Source organism: Shewanella pneumatophori (assembly GCF_023283895.1).
GTDB lineage: Bacteria > Pseudomonadota > Gammaproteobacteria > Enterobacterales > Shewanellaceae > Shewanella > Shewanella pneumatophori.
In genome coordinates this window covers 227,476-241,717 of the sequence record NZ_JAKILB010000005.1, presented here as the reverse complement: position 1 = coordinate 241,717, position 14,242 = coordinate 227,476, and the positions used below count along the sequence as shown (strand labels likewise).

The 14,242-nt window shown below is 43.0% G+C and carries 14 protein-coding genes; 7 read left to right on the top strand and 7 right to left on the bottom strand.

Annotated features, from left to right (window positions below):
• Positions 1–88: 88 nt before the first annotated feature.
• Positions 89–1,006, bottom strand: coding sequence for a tRNA modification radical SAM protein MnmL/YtqA (gene mnmL, locus L2740_RS09905; RefSeq protein WP_248949989.1), 918 nt, complete (start codon positions 1,004–1,006; stop codon positions 89–91).
• 508 nt (positions 1,007–1,514) lie between these two features.
• Here mnmL and gltB point away from each other — a divergent pair.
• Both gltB and L2740_RS09895 read left to right on the top strand, forming a co-directional pair.
• Positions 1,515–5,963 carry a glutamate synthase large subunit gene (gltB, locus tag L2740_RS09900; protein ID WP_248949988.1) on the top strand — a complete coding sequence of 1,483 codons (4,449 nt, stop codon included), beginning with the start codon at positions 1,515–1,517 and terminating at the stop codon, positions 5,961–5,963.
• 6 nt (positions 5,964–5,969) lie between these two features.
• Positions 5,970–7,379, top strand: a complete 1,410-nt coding sequence (locus tag L2740_RS09895) for an FAD-dependent oxidoreductase (protein WP_248949987.1) — start codon at positions 5,970–5,972, stop codon at positions 7,377–7,379.
• A gap of 110 nt (positions 7,380–7,489) precedes the next feature.
• Here the strand turns inward: L2740_RS09895 and sodX are convergent, their stop codons facing one another.
• The 6 genes from sodX to L2740_RS09865 form a co-directional block, all read right to left on the bottom strand.
• Positions 7,490–7,777 carry a nickel-type superoxide dismutase maturation protease gene (gene sodX / locus L2740_RS09890; protein ID WP_275974148.1) on the bottom strand — a complete coding sequence of 96 codons (288 nt, stop codon included), beginning with the start codon at positions 7,775–7,777 and terminating at the stop codon, positions 7,490–7,492.
• A gap of 9 nt (positions 7,778–7,786) precedes the next feature.
• The gene (gene sodN / locus L2740_RS09885; protein ID WP_248949983.1) at positions 7,787–8,290 is read right to left on the bottom strand and encodes a superoxide dismutase, Ni; all 504 of its coding nucleotides are present in this window, start codon (positions 8,288–8,290) and stop codon (positions 7,787–7,789) included.
• Between the two features lie 8 nt (positions 8,291–8,298).
• Complete coding sequence (locus L2740_RS09880) at positions 8,299–8,541, bottom strand: hypothetical protein (RefSeq protein ID WP_248949982.1); 243 nt, start codon at positions 8,539–8,541, stop codon at positions 8,299–8,301.
• A 106-nt stretch (positions 8,542–8,647) separates the two neighbouring features.
• Positions 8,648–9,076: a DUF2753 family protein gene (locus L2740_RS09875; protein WP_248949980.1), complete on the bottom strand. Its 429-nt coding sequence runs from the start codon at positions 9,074–9,076 to the stop codon at positions 8,648–8,650.
• Between the two features lie 350 nt (positions 9,077–9,426).
• Positions 9,427–9,912, bottom strand: coding sequence for a GNAT family N-acetyltransferase (locus L2740_RS09870; RefSeq protein ID WP_248949978.1), 486 nt, complete (start codon positions 9,910–9,912; stop codon positions 9,427–9,429).
• A gap of 34 nt (positions 9,913–9,946) precedes the next feature.
• The gene (locus tag L2740_RS09865) at positions 9,947–10,348 is read right to left on the bottom strand and encodes a VOC family protein (protein ID WP_248949976.1); all 402 of its coding nucleotides are present in this window, start codon (positions 10,346–10,348) and stop codon (positions 9,947–9,949) included.
• A gap of 308 nt (positions 10,349–10,656) precedes the next feature.
• On the opposite strand from L2740_RS09865, the gene L2740_RS09860 reads away from it, so the two are divergent.
• The 5 genes from L2740_RS09860 to L2740_RS09840 all read left to right on the top strand — a co-directional run bounded on the left by L2740_RS09860 (position 10,657) and on the right by L2740_RS09840 (position 14,173).
• A complete protein-coding gene (locus L2740_RS09860) occupies positions 10,657–11,349 on the top strand; it encodes a 5'-methylthioadenosine/adenosylhomocysteine nucleosidase (protein ID WP_248949975.1) in 693 nt (230 codons plus the stop codon).
• Positions 11,350–11,402: 53 nt separating this feature from the next.
• On the top strand, positions 11,403–12,383 hold the full coding sequence (locus L2740_RS09855; protein WP_248949973.1) for a cobalamin biosynthesis protein CobD/CbiB: 981 nt from the start codon (positions 11,403–11,405) through the stop codon (positions 12,381–12,383).
• 313 nt (positions 12,384–12,696) lie between these two features.
• On the top strand, positions 12,697–13,074 hold the full coding sequence (locus L2740_RS09850) for a DUF2721 domain-containing protein (protein WP_248469139.1): 378 nt from the start codon (positions 12,697–12,699) through the stop codon (positions 13,072–13,074).
• On the top strand, positions 13,071–13,694 hold the full coding sequence (locus L2740_RS09845; RefSeq protein WP_248949971.1) for a trimeric intracellular cation channel family protein: 624 nt from the start codon (positions 13,071–13,073) through the stop codon (positions 13,692–13,694). Before L2740_RS09850 ends, L2740_RS09845 begins: the two co-directional genes overlap by 4 nt.
• Entirely contained in the window at positions 13,694–14,173 is a 480-nt protein-coding gene (locus L2740_RS09840; protein WP_248949970.1) for an ester cyclase, read from the top strand. The genes L2740_RS09845 and L2740_RS09840 overlap by 1 nt, the downstream gene beginning before the upstream one ends.
• The last annotated feature ends 69 nt before the right edge of the window (positions 14,174–14,242 follow it).

The window sequence follows — 14,242 nt, the reverse complement described above, 5'->3', positions numbered from 1 at the left end:
ATTTAACAACTTTAGCGCAACCAAGGTTGCCTATATAAAGCTTCATTTGCGATATTATCTTACTATTCAAACTATTACCCCTATCAAATCAAGGGGTATTTTTCAAATACTCGCCCTGACCACCTTTTTCTTTAAGATCATCAACGATCGCCACTAGGCCGTTCCAGCGATAAGCACACCAGTCTGGTCCTAAAAGCATTGGCTTTTTAGCATAAGCGGTAACTCTATGAAAAATAATTTCTTTCGGAGTATAACGAATGATTTCACCAACACTATAAGCATAGGCATCAAGCTCCAACAAGGTCATTTTGCCATTGCGCCAAGCTTTAGCCATAGTGCTACCGTCAACGATGTGTAAAGGATGTACTTTGAGCCCATCAACCCCAACCGCTAGTACCTTATTTAAGGTTTCAAGGTAATCGGCATGTTCTTCACCAGGCAAACCTAGAATTAAGTGAGTACATACTTTAATCCCTAAGCGGCGAGCACGTTTTACCGTATCTTCATACGCAGCAAACGTATGGCCTCGGTTGATCTTTTTAAGGGTATTATCATTTGCTGACTGTAATCCCAGTTCAAGCCACACATCTACGCCATCGTTTTGATAACCGACTAATAACTCAAGCACTTCATCAGGCACGCAGTCAGGGCGAGTACCAACACAAAGACCAACTATGTCACTATCTTGGATAGCCTCATCGTACTTTTGCTTCAGCACTAAGTACTCATCATAAGTACTGGTATAAGCTTGAAAGTAAGCAATATATTTAGATGATTTAGATGATAAACGTTCGCGACCTTGAGCGAGTTGCTCTTGGATAGACAGTTCAGTTCTATGCTCATGGCTGAATGAGGCAACATTGCAATATGTGCAACCGCCCTTACCTAATGTGCCATCACGGTTCGGGCAAGTGAACTTAGCATCAATGGTCAACTTACGGATCCGTTCACCGTATTTTTGCTTGCATACACTACCAAAGGTATTAACGTAACTATCCAGTCCCAACTCTTCTATCTACCCAGCTTAAAAATTTGCGCTATTTTAACCAGTTCCTCAATACATTAATTAGCGCTAGCTCAAATAACCGCAAAGACTCGCTATATCAGGACCAAGATTTTACTGTCATCTGCTTGCATCATATCTACATTAAGATCTACTTATGCATAACTAGTCACAATAAAAAGTGATTATCATTTCACTGTATATGCAATAAAAATCACTTTACGCAAAACCGGTATAATCAACATTTTTGTTACAAACTCACAAACCGAATTAAATGTAATTTTTAAAATTCTTTTTATTCATAAGGTTATACACAACAATTTACAGTTTACGTTAAGGTAAAGAGGTGTTTGCAAGTGTATGAAACGCCACTTTTTAGTTATTTTTTATGCAATAATTTGGTTTGACCTTTAATCAGCTTAGGGTTAATTTGATTGATTCGGGTGCATATCTATAGAGATTTTTTGCTTTATCTCCCGAGTTGTATCAGTTGAGGTTAGGGAGTGTAGTAATGAGCTTATATCATCCAAGTTTCGAGCGGGACAATTGTGGGTTTGGCTTAATAGCCCAGATGGACGGTGAGCCTAGCCACCGTATTGTACGTACCGCGATTCACGGCCTAGACCGAATGAAACATCGTGGCGGAATAGCAGCAGATGGGCGCACTGGTGATGGCTGCGGACTGTTAATGCAGTTACCGATTAATTTCTTTAAAGCAATCGCTGAAGAAAATGACTGGCATTTAAGTCGTCGTTTTGCAGTGGGAATGCTTTTTCTTAGCCAAGACGCCATCTTAGCAGCCCAAACAAAACAACTACTAGAACAAGAACTGCAAAAAGAAACCTTGAGTGTTGCAGGTTGGCGTGATGTCCCAGTTAATAATGATGTACTCGGGGAAATCGGTAAGGCAAGTCAGCCGCAAATTGTTCAAGTACTCATTAACGCCCCTATTGGTTGGCGTGAAAAAGATCTTGAGCGCCGCTTATATATGGCAAGACGCCGCGTTGAGCAGCAACTGACTCACGACAAAGATTTTTATGTGGCGAGTCTCTCTGGTCAGGTCATCGTTTATAAAGGCTTAATGATGCCAGCAGATCTGCCTGCATTTTACAGTGATTTGGCCGATATCCGTTTGCAAAGCGCCATCTGCTTATTCCACCAGCGCTTCTCAACTAATACATCACCTAAGTGGCCGCTGGCGCAACCGTTTAGATATTTAGCCCATAACGGTGAAATCAACACCATTACTTGTAACCGTCAATGGGCAAGAGCCCGTGCCTATAAATTTCACGCCCCGTTGCTGCCAGACTTACAACAAGCAGCGCCTTTTGTGAATGAGACAGGCTCAGATTCATCATCGCTAGATAACATGTTAGAAATGTTACTCGCTGGCGGCATGGATCTCTATAGAGCTATGCGTTTGCTTATTCCACCAGCATGGCAAAGTAATCCAGAAATGGACCCTGAGCTAAAAGCATTTTACGATTTTAACTCCATGCATATGGAGCCGTGGGATGGCCCTGCCGGTATTGTAATGACCAATGGTCGCCACGCTGCCTGCGCCGTTGACCGTAATGGTCTGCGCCCATCACGTTATATCATCACTAAAGACCGCATCTTAACCTTGGCTTCAGAGGTTGGTATTTGGGATTACGCTGCCGATGAAGTCATTGAAAAAGGTCGTGTAGGTCCCGGTGAGCTTTTAGTGCTTGATACGCTAAATGGTCAGTTATATTCATCATTTGAGATTGATAATGACTTAAAACGTCGCCACCCTTATAAGCAGTGGATGGCAAAGCACAGTAAAGTACTAACACCAGCTGAAGAGTTTGGCCCAACTGAGCAAGGCAAGCGGGAATTTGATAGTGCACAGCTGCTGCAATATCAAAAACACTTTGGCTATTCCCGCGAAGAGCTTGAGCAAGTTATTTGGGTACTCGCGCAAAAAGGCGAGGAAGCTACAGGTTCTATGGGCGATGATACGCCAATGGCAGTATTATCGAAAAAGTCGCGCACAATCTACGACTACTTCCGTCAAAAGTTTGCTCAGGTAACTAACCCGCCTATCGACCCATTACGTGAAAAACACGTAATGTCACTTACTACCTGTGCAGGTCGTGAGCAAAACTTATTTAATGAAACTACCGGTCATGCCTACCGAGTAATGTTTAACTCGCCAGTGTTACTATTTAGCGACTTTAACCAACTAATGGCTCTCGATAGCACTTACTATCGCGCTAATACTGTTGATTTAAACTATGACCTAAACGAAGGCTTAGAGGCTGCAGTTAAACGTATTTGCGATGAAGCAGAACGTCTAGCGCGCTCAGGTACAACATTGCTTGTGTTATCAGACCGTGCAACAGCAAAGTCTAAGCAGGTTATTCCAGCGGCAATGGCTGTAGGTGCTGTTCAGCAAGTGCTTGTGAACAATAGCCTACGCTGCGACACTAACATTATTGTCGAAACGGCTTCAGCTCGTGATCCACACCATTTTGCGGTGCTATTAGGGTTTGGTGCGACCGCCATTTACCCTTACTTGGTTTATGAATGCATTTCAGATCTTGCAGAGCGCAATGGCGTAAGCAACACTCGTGATTTAATGCTTAACTTCCGCCAAGGTATCGACAAAGGTCTGCGTAAGATCATGTCTAAAATGGGCATTAGTACCGTTGCCTCTTACCGTTGTAGTCAACAATTTGAAGCTGTAGGGTTAGCCGATGAAGTGGTCGAGTTATGCTTTAACGGTGTTATTAGCCGTATCCAAGGTGCAACTTTTGACCTTATTGAGCAAGATCAGCAGTTACTACATAAACATGCCTTTAGAGCACACCAGCCATTATCACAAGGTGGGCTATTAAAGTATGTTGAAGGCGGTGAATACCACTGCTTTAACCCTGATGTAGTTAATACGCTACAAGCCAGTTTACGTGACCAAGATTACCCAAGTTATAAACGCTTTACTGAGCTTGTGGATAATCGCCCTGTGGCAACGCTTCGTGACTTAATTGAAGTTAAAGGCGAGCTCGCTCCTGTTGACCTAAGCAAAGTGGAAACGGCAAAGACCTTGTATCCTCGCTTTGACAGCGCAGCAATGAGTATTGGCGCACTGAGCCCTGAAGCACATGAAGCTCTAGCCGTTGCGATGAACCGCTTAGGTGGCCGCTCAAATTCTGGTGAAGGTGGAGAAGATCCACGCCGCTTTAATAGCGAAGGCAACTCTGCGATTAAACAAATCGCATCAGGTCGCTTTGGTGTAACCGCACATTACTTAGTTAATGCCGAAGTACTGCAGATTAAAGTAGCCCAAGGGGCAAAACCAGGTGAAGGCGGTCAGCTACCAGGGGATAAAGTCAGTGTTGAAATTGCAGCACTACGTAATGCTCGCCCTGGTGTCACCCTTATTTCACCACCGCCGCATCATGATATCTACTCAATTGAGGATTTAGCTCAGCTTATCTTTGATTTAAAACAGATTAATCCTAAAGCGTTGGTTTCAGTTAAGCTCGTATCAGAACCAGGTGTTGGCACGATTGCCACAGGTGTGGCTAAAGCCTATGCCGATATGATCACCATATCTGGTTATGACGGTGGTACTGGTGCAAGCCCTATCACTTCAGTTAAGTACGCAGGTAGCCCATGGGAACTCGGCCTTGCTGAAGTACATCAATCGCTGGTTGAAAATGGACTACGTCATAAAATCCGTTTGCAAGTTGATGGCGGCCTAAAAACTGGTAAAGACGTCATTAAAGCGGCATTACTGGGTGCAGAAAGCTTTGGCTTTGGCACAGTACCAATGATTGCGCTTGGCTGTAAGTACTTACGTATTTGCCACCTAAATAACTGTGCAACAGGTGTTGCAACCCAAAACCAGAAACTGCGTAACGAGCATTATCATGGTCTGCCAGAACGTGTAATGACTTACTTTGAGTTTGTCGCTCAAGAGATCCGCGAATATATGGCCGACCTAGGTGTTACCGAATTCGAGCAACTAGTAGGTCGAAGCGATTGGTTAGCGGCTATTGAAGGTGAGACTGCTAAGCAGCAAGCATTGGATTTAGCACCGATTCTATATCGCCCAACAGTACCTACAACCTCTGCAGTCACTTGGCGTGAAACCAATCCGCCATCAGATCTTGGCCAATTAAACCAACGTCTGGTTGCTGATTGCCAAGAAGCAGTACTTGCTGGTGTACCTATTTGTGAAATGTTCAGCATCAACAATACTGACCGCTCTGTTGGAGCAAGCTTATCAGGCTTTATTGCAACCCATGTTGGTCGAGACGGTGCTAAAGCGCCAATCACCCTGAAGTTTAACGGCAGTGCAGGTCAGAGCTTTGGTGTTTGGAACTCTCCCGGTCTTGAGCTTATGTTATGCGGTGATGCCAACGACTACGTAGGTAAAGGCATGTCAGGCGGTAAGATCTGTGTTTACCCGCAGCTAGGTAGTCCATTTAAGTCAGAGCGCTCAACCATTTTAGGTAATACCTGTTTATATGGTGCCTCTGGCGGCAAGCTATTCGCTTCCGGGCAAGCCGGTGAGCGTTTTGCAGTACGTAACTCTGGCGCAATCGCGGTCGTTGAAGGCTTAGGTGATAACGGTTGTGAATATATGACTGGCGGCATAGTCGTGGTACTGGGTAAAACCGGAGTTAACTTCGGCGCCGGGATGACAGGCGGCTTTGCCTATGTATTTGATCAATACAGCCGCTTTAACCGTCGAGTCAATACTGAAATGGTTGACACTCATAAAGTACAGTCGCCTATTCAGCAACAGCATTTACGCGGACTCATAGAGCAACACGTAAAGGAAACCAACAGCGAACACGGCAAGATGATCTTAAGCGATTTTGAAAACTGGATAGATTGCTTTGTACTGGTTAAGCCTAAAAATGTTGAGCTTAGCGACCTATTAAAATTAGAACAATCAGAACCTGCACTAGCAGTCAGAGCGGGGTAATTAAAGATGAGCAATGATTTTCAGTTTATAGAAGTTGGCCGCAAAGACCCAACTAAGCATGCAGCAAAACAACGTGCAACTCAGTTTATTGAGATTTACCAGCCTTTTGCCCAGCCACAGGTAAAAGAACAAGCTGACCGCTGCTTAGACTGCGGTAATCCATATTGTGAGTGGAAATGTCCACTGCACAACTATATTCCAAATTGGCTTCAATTAGCCAAGCAAGGCCGTATTATGGAAGCGGCTGATTTGGTGCATGAAACCAATACTCTGCCCGAGATCTGCGGCCGTGTTTGTCCACAAGACAGATTGTGTGAAGGTGCCTGCACACTTAACGAAGAGTTCGGCGCTGTCACCATTGGTAATGTTGAAAAGTACATTACCGATACAGCTATCTCTCAAGGCTGGCGCCCTGATATGTCAAAGGTCACGCCGCGTAAAGAGCGAGTTGCTATCGTAGGTGCTGGCCCTGCTGGTCTCGGCTGTGCTGACATTTTAGCTCGTAACGGTGTCAATGCTGTGGTGTTTGATAAAAACGTACAGATAGGTGGACTTCTTACTTACGGTATTCCGTCATTCAAACTCGACAAAGAAGTGATGCAAATTCGCCGTAACGTGCTTGAAGGCATGGGCATTGAATTTAAGTTAGGCGTCACCGTTGGTAAAGATATCGACTTTAAAGATTTGATTGAACAGTATGATGCCGTGTTCTTAGGGATGGGTACTTACACTGCAATGAAGGCTAACCTGCCAGGTGAAGATGCAACTGGCGTTCATCAAGCTCTGCCTTATCTGATCGGCAATACTCATAATGTTATGGGTACTCAGTGTAGTGAAAATCCATACCTGAGTCTTGAAGGTAAGCGCGTTGTGGTGCTTGGCGGTGGCGACACAGCAATGGATTGCGTTCGCACAGCAGTGCGTCAAGGCGCAACTCAAGTAAGCTGTGTTTATCGACGTGATGAAGAAAACATGCCGGGTTCACGCCGTGAAGTACAAAATGCTCGTGAAGAAGGCGTTGAATTTCTATTTAATCGCCAGCCAAGTGAGATTAAAACCCAAGACGGCAAAGTTGTTGGTATCGAGTGCATCGAAACTCAGCTAGGCGAAGCTGACGAAAGTGGTCGTCGCCGTCCCCAACCTATTGCGGGTAGCGAGCAAGTATTAGATGCTGACGCCATTATTATTGCATTTGGTTTTCAACCTAGCCCAGCTAAATGGCTCAGTGACTACAATATCGAACTCAATGATTGGGGTTTAGTTAACGCACCAAAGGTTGCCGATAATCCATTCCAAACCACTAACCCAAAAGTGTTTGCAGGTGGTGATATGGTACGAGGTTCAGACTTAGTTGTAACCGCGATTGCAGAAGGGCGTGACGCTGCAATGGGTATTCTAAATTACTTAGAAGACTGATAAAGCGGTTGTAAAAAGTTGCTTGTGAATTGCGCTTCGAAAGAGGCGCTTTTTTTTACCCAATCATTTTACCTTACTGTATTTTATCGAGCTGTATTTTTATCGAGCCATTAACATACAAAAATCACTTTACTCTTAATCTGTTGCGGAGCGATTGGACCAATATCATTAATCGACACACTTTTCTTATTTTCCCCCTTAAACCAAAACCAGCCACCATGGTCAATGCCAACTAAAGTTTTTACCATGTAACCATAGCGTGGATGTAATAACTTCAACATGTCACCAGCCTTTAGACTTTGCCTGTCAAAATGCTCAGTAAGCAGTACAAAATTCCCGTTTTTAAGTCGAGGGAACATACTGTCCCCTGTGACTTTATTAAAACTGATCCCAAACATATAAAGCCTTTATGACTCAAGCTTTGGGTAAACCAACTTTTCAGTTGGTGGATAAGGGCTAGTTGCTACATAAACCGCTATTCCTTTGCTAAGCCAAAAAATCTCAGCAAAACGATTCACTTTCTCTAACAGCTCTATCGTTATAGTCCTATCAATATGCTGTTTCGCTTTTGAGGCCAATAACATGATGCTATGCACCAATTCATGTAGCTCTGGATAGCTATCAAGTTGCGGTTGCTTTATATAGTCGCCCCAAATGACTCGTATCTCGTCTTTTACTTTATGGCCATGCTGCTCTTTTTCAGCAATAAGCCGAATAAACTGCGCTTGCTGATTACTACTCATGCTTTCAAAAGCTGGCAGTTCTTCCAGTAAGTCCACCATTCGTATCATAGTCAACACCGCAAGCTGTGCGGTAATCGGATCGTAAATCTTACATGGAATATCACAATGAGCAGCCACTGTTGCAAATGGTGCTCGACGGTCAATTTGACTGAGGATTTTAGCTAACATAATGACTCCTAGTGCTGATTGAATGTCGATTGAGTTTCATTGACTTTGCTGCTATCCAACTGAGTTTTAGCTTGCTTGGCTTTGAGTAGCTTAACAACCAAAACTGCCGCAATAACAATAGGCGCAGCCCAGAGTATATGGATTAAATTTGCCGACTCTGCACTGTGGTCATGTCCAGGATGAGCCATAGCGACTGTTGAATTGACATACGCAGCACTCGCACCCGCGGTTAACATTAATTGTTTAAACATACCTATTCCTTTAATAGAAAATAATCCTTTATCAAAGCCGCTCTACATAGAGGCTTTGACTACACTAAATCTTCTAACCATCAATCGAGCTGTTTTAAGCCAAGCGCTAGTGCAGCGGTGTTTGTTTCATACCTATTTGCTCCGCAGTTTGTTCAAGCGCTGAAATGCAGTCATCACAAATAGGATGACGTTTGGCAAACTCTAGTAATGGCGGGATGGTCAAACTCAAACTTTGAAACGCACAACTTCGCACCTCATCTGCTACTGACTCATTATTCGATAGGCTTTGCACCTCTTGGTGAGCATTTTTTAAATAATACAGTGCAACTTCTGTTTTATCCTGACACTCATTTAAATGTGCCAAATTGTGCATCCCCGCTACCCAAGCAAATAACAACTCTCTATCACTTACTTGATGCGACCATTGGTTTTCAATCATAGCGACAGCTTGCTGATAACAATATTGAGCATCCATCCAAGATGCTTCTTTAAAGTGTTGATTACCTGAAGTCATAAGTTGTTGCCAGTTTTCCATTTCATCACCAAATTAAATTAAGAGTGCGAGTTAAAAGACATGGTAATAGCGCCAGTTAAATCATAAGGAGCAATATGTTTAATTGAGCCAAGATAACGACTAGCGTAATCGCGACAGCTCAATGCTATTAACAATGCCTATTCAAAAGCTCATATCAATACGAACAAAACCTAAATGAGAATAATTCTCAATCAAGTTATCACGGGTAATAATTTTGCTCAAACAGCAAAGTAAAAATTTACGTATGTAAAGAAGAGGAGGCTTGAAGTAGGCAGGAAATTAGCGCAAAGGCTGACGATCAAAATACCGGCTTAGCAGTTATCAATAAGTGATTGATAACTCCTAATAAACTAGAATAAATCTAACGTCATAAAGGCACTGTAAGGATCAAGTTGATAATCAGCAAAAGGAGCACACTCCTTAAAACCAAATCGCTGATATAGTTTTTTAGCAGGTAAAAATGCAGCCATCGAGCCAGTTTCTAAACTTAGCTTTGTGTAACCGCGTTGCTTCGCCTCGGCAATAATATGAGCTAACAATGCTTGTGCCACGCCTTGACGCAAATAGAGGCTAGCGGTGCGCATCGATTTTATTTCACCATGAGTCAAATCGAGCTGCTTTAATGCTCCACACCCAGCAAGTTGCATAGCTTGCGCATTTTCTTGATGCAGTTCTTCAATCCACAAGCTCCAAAAAGTGACGCCCTCGGCCGCAAGACCAGAGACATCTAGTGCATGTACGCTTTCTGGTGGTGAATGTTGTGCCATGTCTTGATGGTGCTCAGCAAGTAATGACAATACCTGTGGATGCTCAAGCTCACCCAATTTAATCTGCATATCTTTCCTTATTAAAATCATCCTTAATTTAGCATTAGTTTAACTGCAGTAAATCCCATTTAGTACCATAGAGATCGCTAAAGACTGCAACTGTACCGTACTCCTCTACTCTTGGCTTTTCAGCAAACTCAACACCTCGCAACTGCATATCCTCATAGTCGCGCCAAAAGTCATTGGTGTGTAAAAATAAAAACACCCTGCCACCGGTTTGATTGCCTACAGCAAGTGTTTGTTCTGCACTACTTGCCTGCGCCAACAGTAAGTTTGTGCCATTGCCATTAGGTGGAGAGATCAGTACCCAACGCTTACCATCACCTAAATCGGTATCTTCAATTAGTTCAAAGCGTAATTTTTGAGTATAAAAAGCGATTGCATCGTCATAATTTTCAACAACTAAAGCAATACTACCAATTTTCTGTTTGATTTGATTTTGCATTGATGACTCTTTATTAAAAGCTATGTATCGAAAAGACTAAGTGTTGAGAATAACAGCTCCCCAAGCAAACTCGTTACAAAAAGCTAAGCCTTATCGGTAAACTTGCAGTATGGACCGAGTAACAGTTTTTTGCGTTCGCTCAATAAACGGCATTGGTATAACGCCCTTAATATTCACCGTGTTTAATTTCTTTAGAATAGGATACAAATGCCCAACTTCTCATCTTATCTATAAGCCTTTTTCACTAACGCTAAACGCCGTGGTATATTAGCGCCCATATTCATTTAGGTTGTTAAAAAGGTCATTTCATGAAAATCGGTATTATTGGCGCTATGGAGCCAGAAGTTGCGCATTTAGTTGCGTCAATGACAAACCCAAGCTCTACTACCATCGCTGGTATCGAGTTTGTTGCTGGTCAATTAGCAGGTAAAGACGTTATTGTTACTCGCTCTGGTATCGGTAAAGTTACTGCAAGTATCGCAACGACACTGCTTATCGAAAAGTATGCTCCAGATGCCATCATTAACACAGGCTCTGCAGGCGGGTTTGTTAACGACCTAGCTATTGGCGATATCGTTATTTCATCTGAAGTACGCCACCACGATGTTGACGTGACAGCTTTTGGTTATGAAATTGGCCAAATGGCGCAGCAGCCAGCAGCGTTTATTCCTGATGCCAAATTAGTTGCTGCAGCACAAAAAGCTGTAGCGAGCCTTGGTGAAGTAAAAACCATTGAAGGCCTTATCTGTACTGGCGATAGCTTTATTTGCGATCCTGTACGCACTAAGACCATGCTTGAAAACTTCCCAACTATGGCAGCATGTGAAATGGAAGGGGCTGCTATTGCACAAGTATGTCACCAGTTTAACGTACCGTTTGTGGTTATCCGTTCACTGTCTGACAATGCTAACAACGACTCACCAGTTGATTTCGACGAGTACATTGTTAAAGCGGGTCACCACTCAGCATTGATGGTTATCGCTCTACTTGAACAGCTTTAAGCAATACTGCTTTAGTCGTTAAAAAGTAGATAGTACAAGGATAGCGCGGCAATATGGTTCCAGAGTTTACTAAAATCTTCTCTCAAGATAGTCAGCTTTACACTGGAGCCTTAGTGCTTTTAGTGTCTATTTTACTGGCACGTATTGCGCCATTGCCACGCAGTCTGCAACCACTTGAGTGGCTATCTCAAGTGGCCAAAAACCTCAGCTTAAAAGTCAATCACACTGGCCGCGCTAATTCACAGCAGTTAATTGCTGGCACATTGGCTATGTTGCTGTTAATTGTTCCTTTTTGGGCTGTGATTAGCTTTTTTATCGAACTTGCAGAGTTTCCGTGGTTTTTTGAAGCTGTCACGATTTACCTTTGCCTGCAAGATGATCACTTTCGCTATATTGCCAATGAAGTGGTTATATCAATTAAACGTGATAACAAAGTGCGCGCTCGCAGTTTATTAGAGCCTTGGCTTAATCGCAGTACCCAATCGCTCTCAAACGTTGGCTTATGTAAAGCGACTATTGAACGACTATCAACTACCTCAATTTACGGCACTGTTTCTGCAATTTTGTTTTACACCGTTGGCGGTGTGCCTTTGCTCATTGTGGCGAGGATGCTAAAACAACTTGAGTTTTGCTGGCCAATCTATAATCCGCAGTACCGTTACTTTGGCATGCCGGTTTACGCCTTAAGTACCCTGATTCACTTTATTCCTGCAAAACTGTGGACACTCAGCCTAGCCATTCAAGGTGGTCCGCAAAGCTTGGCTACCTTATTTAACCCCAAGGTTAACGGTGTGCCGATGAATGAGTACCAAACATCTGCAGTGGTAGCTTGTGCGCTTAACATTGAACTGGGTGGACCGGTTAAATTTAACAATGTTAGAGTCGATATGCCTAAGGTTTGCTACGGTCGTCACCCTAACGAAGATGATGTTAAAAGTGCAGTAAAGCTTAATTCAATTGCTTTTAGCTTATGGGCGCTCGCAATTATCGTTTTACCAGGAATTTGGGCTGCGCTGCGCATTCTGCAAGGCTAACGTTCAAAACGAGTAGCGCTACGCCTATTCGCTTCATGTCTAATTCCATTTAAAGCTAATTCCTTTAAACCAATCGCTTTAAACTAGAGCCAAGTTAAAAACTACCCTGGTTAAAAGTGGACCCGTACTGTGAGCAATATCGGTTAATCCAAAGTTTTGCTTATCATTATTGTGAATATTAGTTAAGTTTGCTTAATTCTCGGCGCTTATTTGCTCAGTAGAATGTCACCATCTTGTATAAATTGTTGGCATTGGTATCATTCCTTACACACTATGTTATCTCGTTTTAAGGCTGATTCCTTTGTTCGATAATATTCATGTTTCGCTAACAACACCTGCGTTACTCTTCCCAGCAATTTCATTGTTGCTATTAGCCTATACCAACCGTTTCTTTTCGTTAGCAGCGCTCATTCGCAATCTCAGCGCTGACGGCAAACCAATCCATACTGACCAATTAAAAAATCTTCGCCAACGCATCAGTATCATTCGGCGCATGCAAGAATCTGGCGTATTAAGCTTTGCTTTATGTGTGCTATGTATGATTTTTATCTATATTGGTTTTAATAAAACTGGTTCGTTTATTTTTGGTTGTAGCTTACTGCTACTACTTTATTCACTACTGCTTTCTGTTATCGAAATTCGTATTTCAGTTGATGCACTAAACATCCATCTTGAAGAGATGGATAAATGATCGACTGGATCTATTTTTTTGACTTATGTGGTACCGCCGTATTCGCTCTTTCGGGGGCGCTTGCCGCTGGTCGTCATAAAATGGATCCATTTGGCGTATTGGTACTGGCTTCAGTTACCGCAATTGGCGGCGGCAGTATTCGCGATGCGTTGCTCGGTACAACACCGGTTTTTTGGATCCAAGATCCCAACTATATAACGGTAATTTTGGCCACCGTTATAGTCACCTTTATTTTTGTGCGTAAACCTAAGCGTGTACCACGTTATATTCTGCCTGTTGCCGATGCCTTAGGTTTGGCACTTTTTACCGTTATTGGTGCAGAAAAAGCTTTAAGCGTCGGTTTAGATGGTATGACTGCGGTAGTGATGGGATTAATTACCGGCGTTGGTGGTGGTATTATTCGAGATCTGCTTTGCCAGCAAGTACCTATGGTGCTTCGAACCGAGATCTATGCAACCGCATCCATTGTCGGTGGAATATCCTACACCATTAGCCTCTATTGGGGCGCTGCCGATATGTTTGCCTTATTATTTGCAATGACTACCGCTCTCGTGATTAGATTAGCTGCAATTCGTTGGCACCTTTCCCTACCAGCTTTTGATTTAAAGACACCGCGATAATGAGATTAGGACTTTTTAGTTTACTGTTTTTGCTTTTCAGCTTTCCGGCTTTTGCTAACATTGGCGATATGCCAAAAGAGCAGCAACTTGCGATAAAATATATTCAAGCGCTCACTCATCAAGATTACTCAGGCTTGAGCCACTTTTATAATCGTGAAAGTATTTTTAACGATAGAACAGCTGGACGTAAATACATTGGCAAACGCCATATCCTACAGTTTTTAAAGCGTGCTCACCGCGGTGTGCTGGAATACAACTTTAATATTGAGCACATGTTTAACTCAGGCTCTCTAGTCGTGCTAATCGGAAATTATCGTTACAAAGGTCCAGGTGAACTGTTTGGCAAGCCTGGACGCATTATTGATATCGCGATCCCGGGTGTGACAACACTTAAGTTAGATATGACCCATGAGCGTATCAAAGAACATCAAGACTTGATGGACTACCAAACCATGGCCGATCAGCTAGCAGTACAATAGCCAATCCATGTCGTAAAACGTGAATAGCAATTAGCAATAGATCACATTTCAACCTCAGCGCAGGAAACT

Bases quoted from the DNA above. Each gene is read 5' to 3' on its own strand.
- gltB (WP_248949988.1), top strand. From the start codon at position 1,515: ATGAGCTTATATCATCCAAGTTTCGAGCGGGACAATTGTGGGTTTGGC.
- L2740_RS09895 (WP_248949987.1), top strand. From the start codon at position 5,970: ATGAGCAATGATTTTCAGTTTATAGAAGTTGGCCGCAAAGACCCAACT.
- sodX (WP_275974148.1), bottom strand. From the start codon at position 7,777: ATGTTTGGGATCAGTTTTAATAAAGTCACAGGGGACAGTATGTTCCCT.
- sodN (WP_248949983.1), bottom strand. From the start codon at position 8,290: ATGTTAGCTAAAATCCTCAGTCAAATTGACCGTCGAGCACCATTTGCA.
- L2740_RS09880 (WP_248949982.1), bottom strand. From the start codon at position 8,541: ATGTTTAAACAATTAATGTTAACCGCGGGTGCGAGTGCTGCGTATGTC.
- L2740_RS09875 (WP_248949980.1), bottom strand. From the start codon at position 9,076: ATGGAAAACTGGCAACAACTTATGACTTCAGGTAATCAACACTTTAAA.
- L2740_RS09870 (WP_248949978.1), bottom strand. From the start codon at position 9,912: ATGCAGATTAAATTGGGTGAGCTTGAGCATCCACAGGTATTGTCATTA.
- L2740_RS09865 (WP_248949976.1), bottom strand. From the start codon at position 10,348: ATGCAAAATCAAATCAAACAGAAAATTGGTAGTATTGCTTTAGTTGTT.
- L2740_RS09860 (WP_248949975.1), top strand. From the start codon at position 10,657: ATGAAAATCGGTATTATTGGCGCTATGGAGCCAGAAGTTGCGCATTTA.
- L2740_RS09855 (WP_248949973.1), top strand. From the start codon at position 11,403: ATGGTTCCAGAGTTTACTAAAATCTTCTCTCAAGATAGTCAGCTTTAC.
- L2740_RS09845 (WP_248949971.1), top strand. From the start codon at position 13,071: ATGATCGACTGGATCTATTTTTTTGACTTATGTGGTACCGCCGTATTC.
- L2740_RS09840 (WP_248949970.1), top strand. From the start codon at position 13,694: ATGAGATTAGGACTTTTTAGTTTACTGTTTTTGCTTTTCAGCTTTCCG.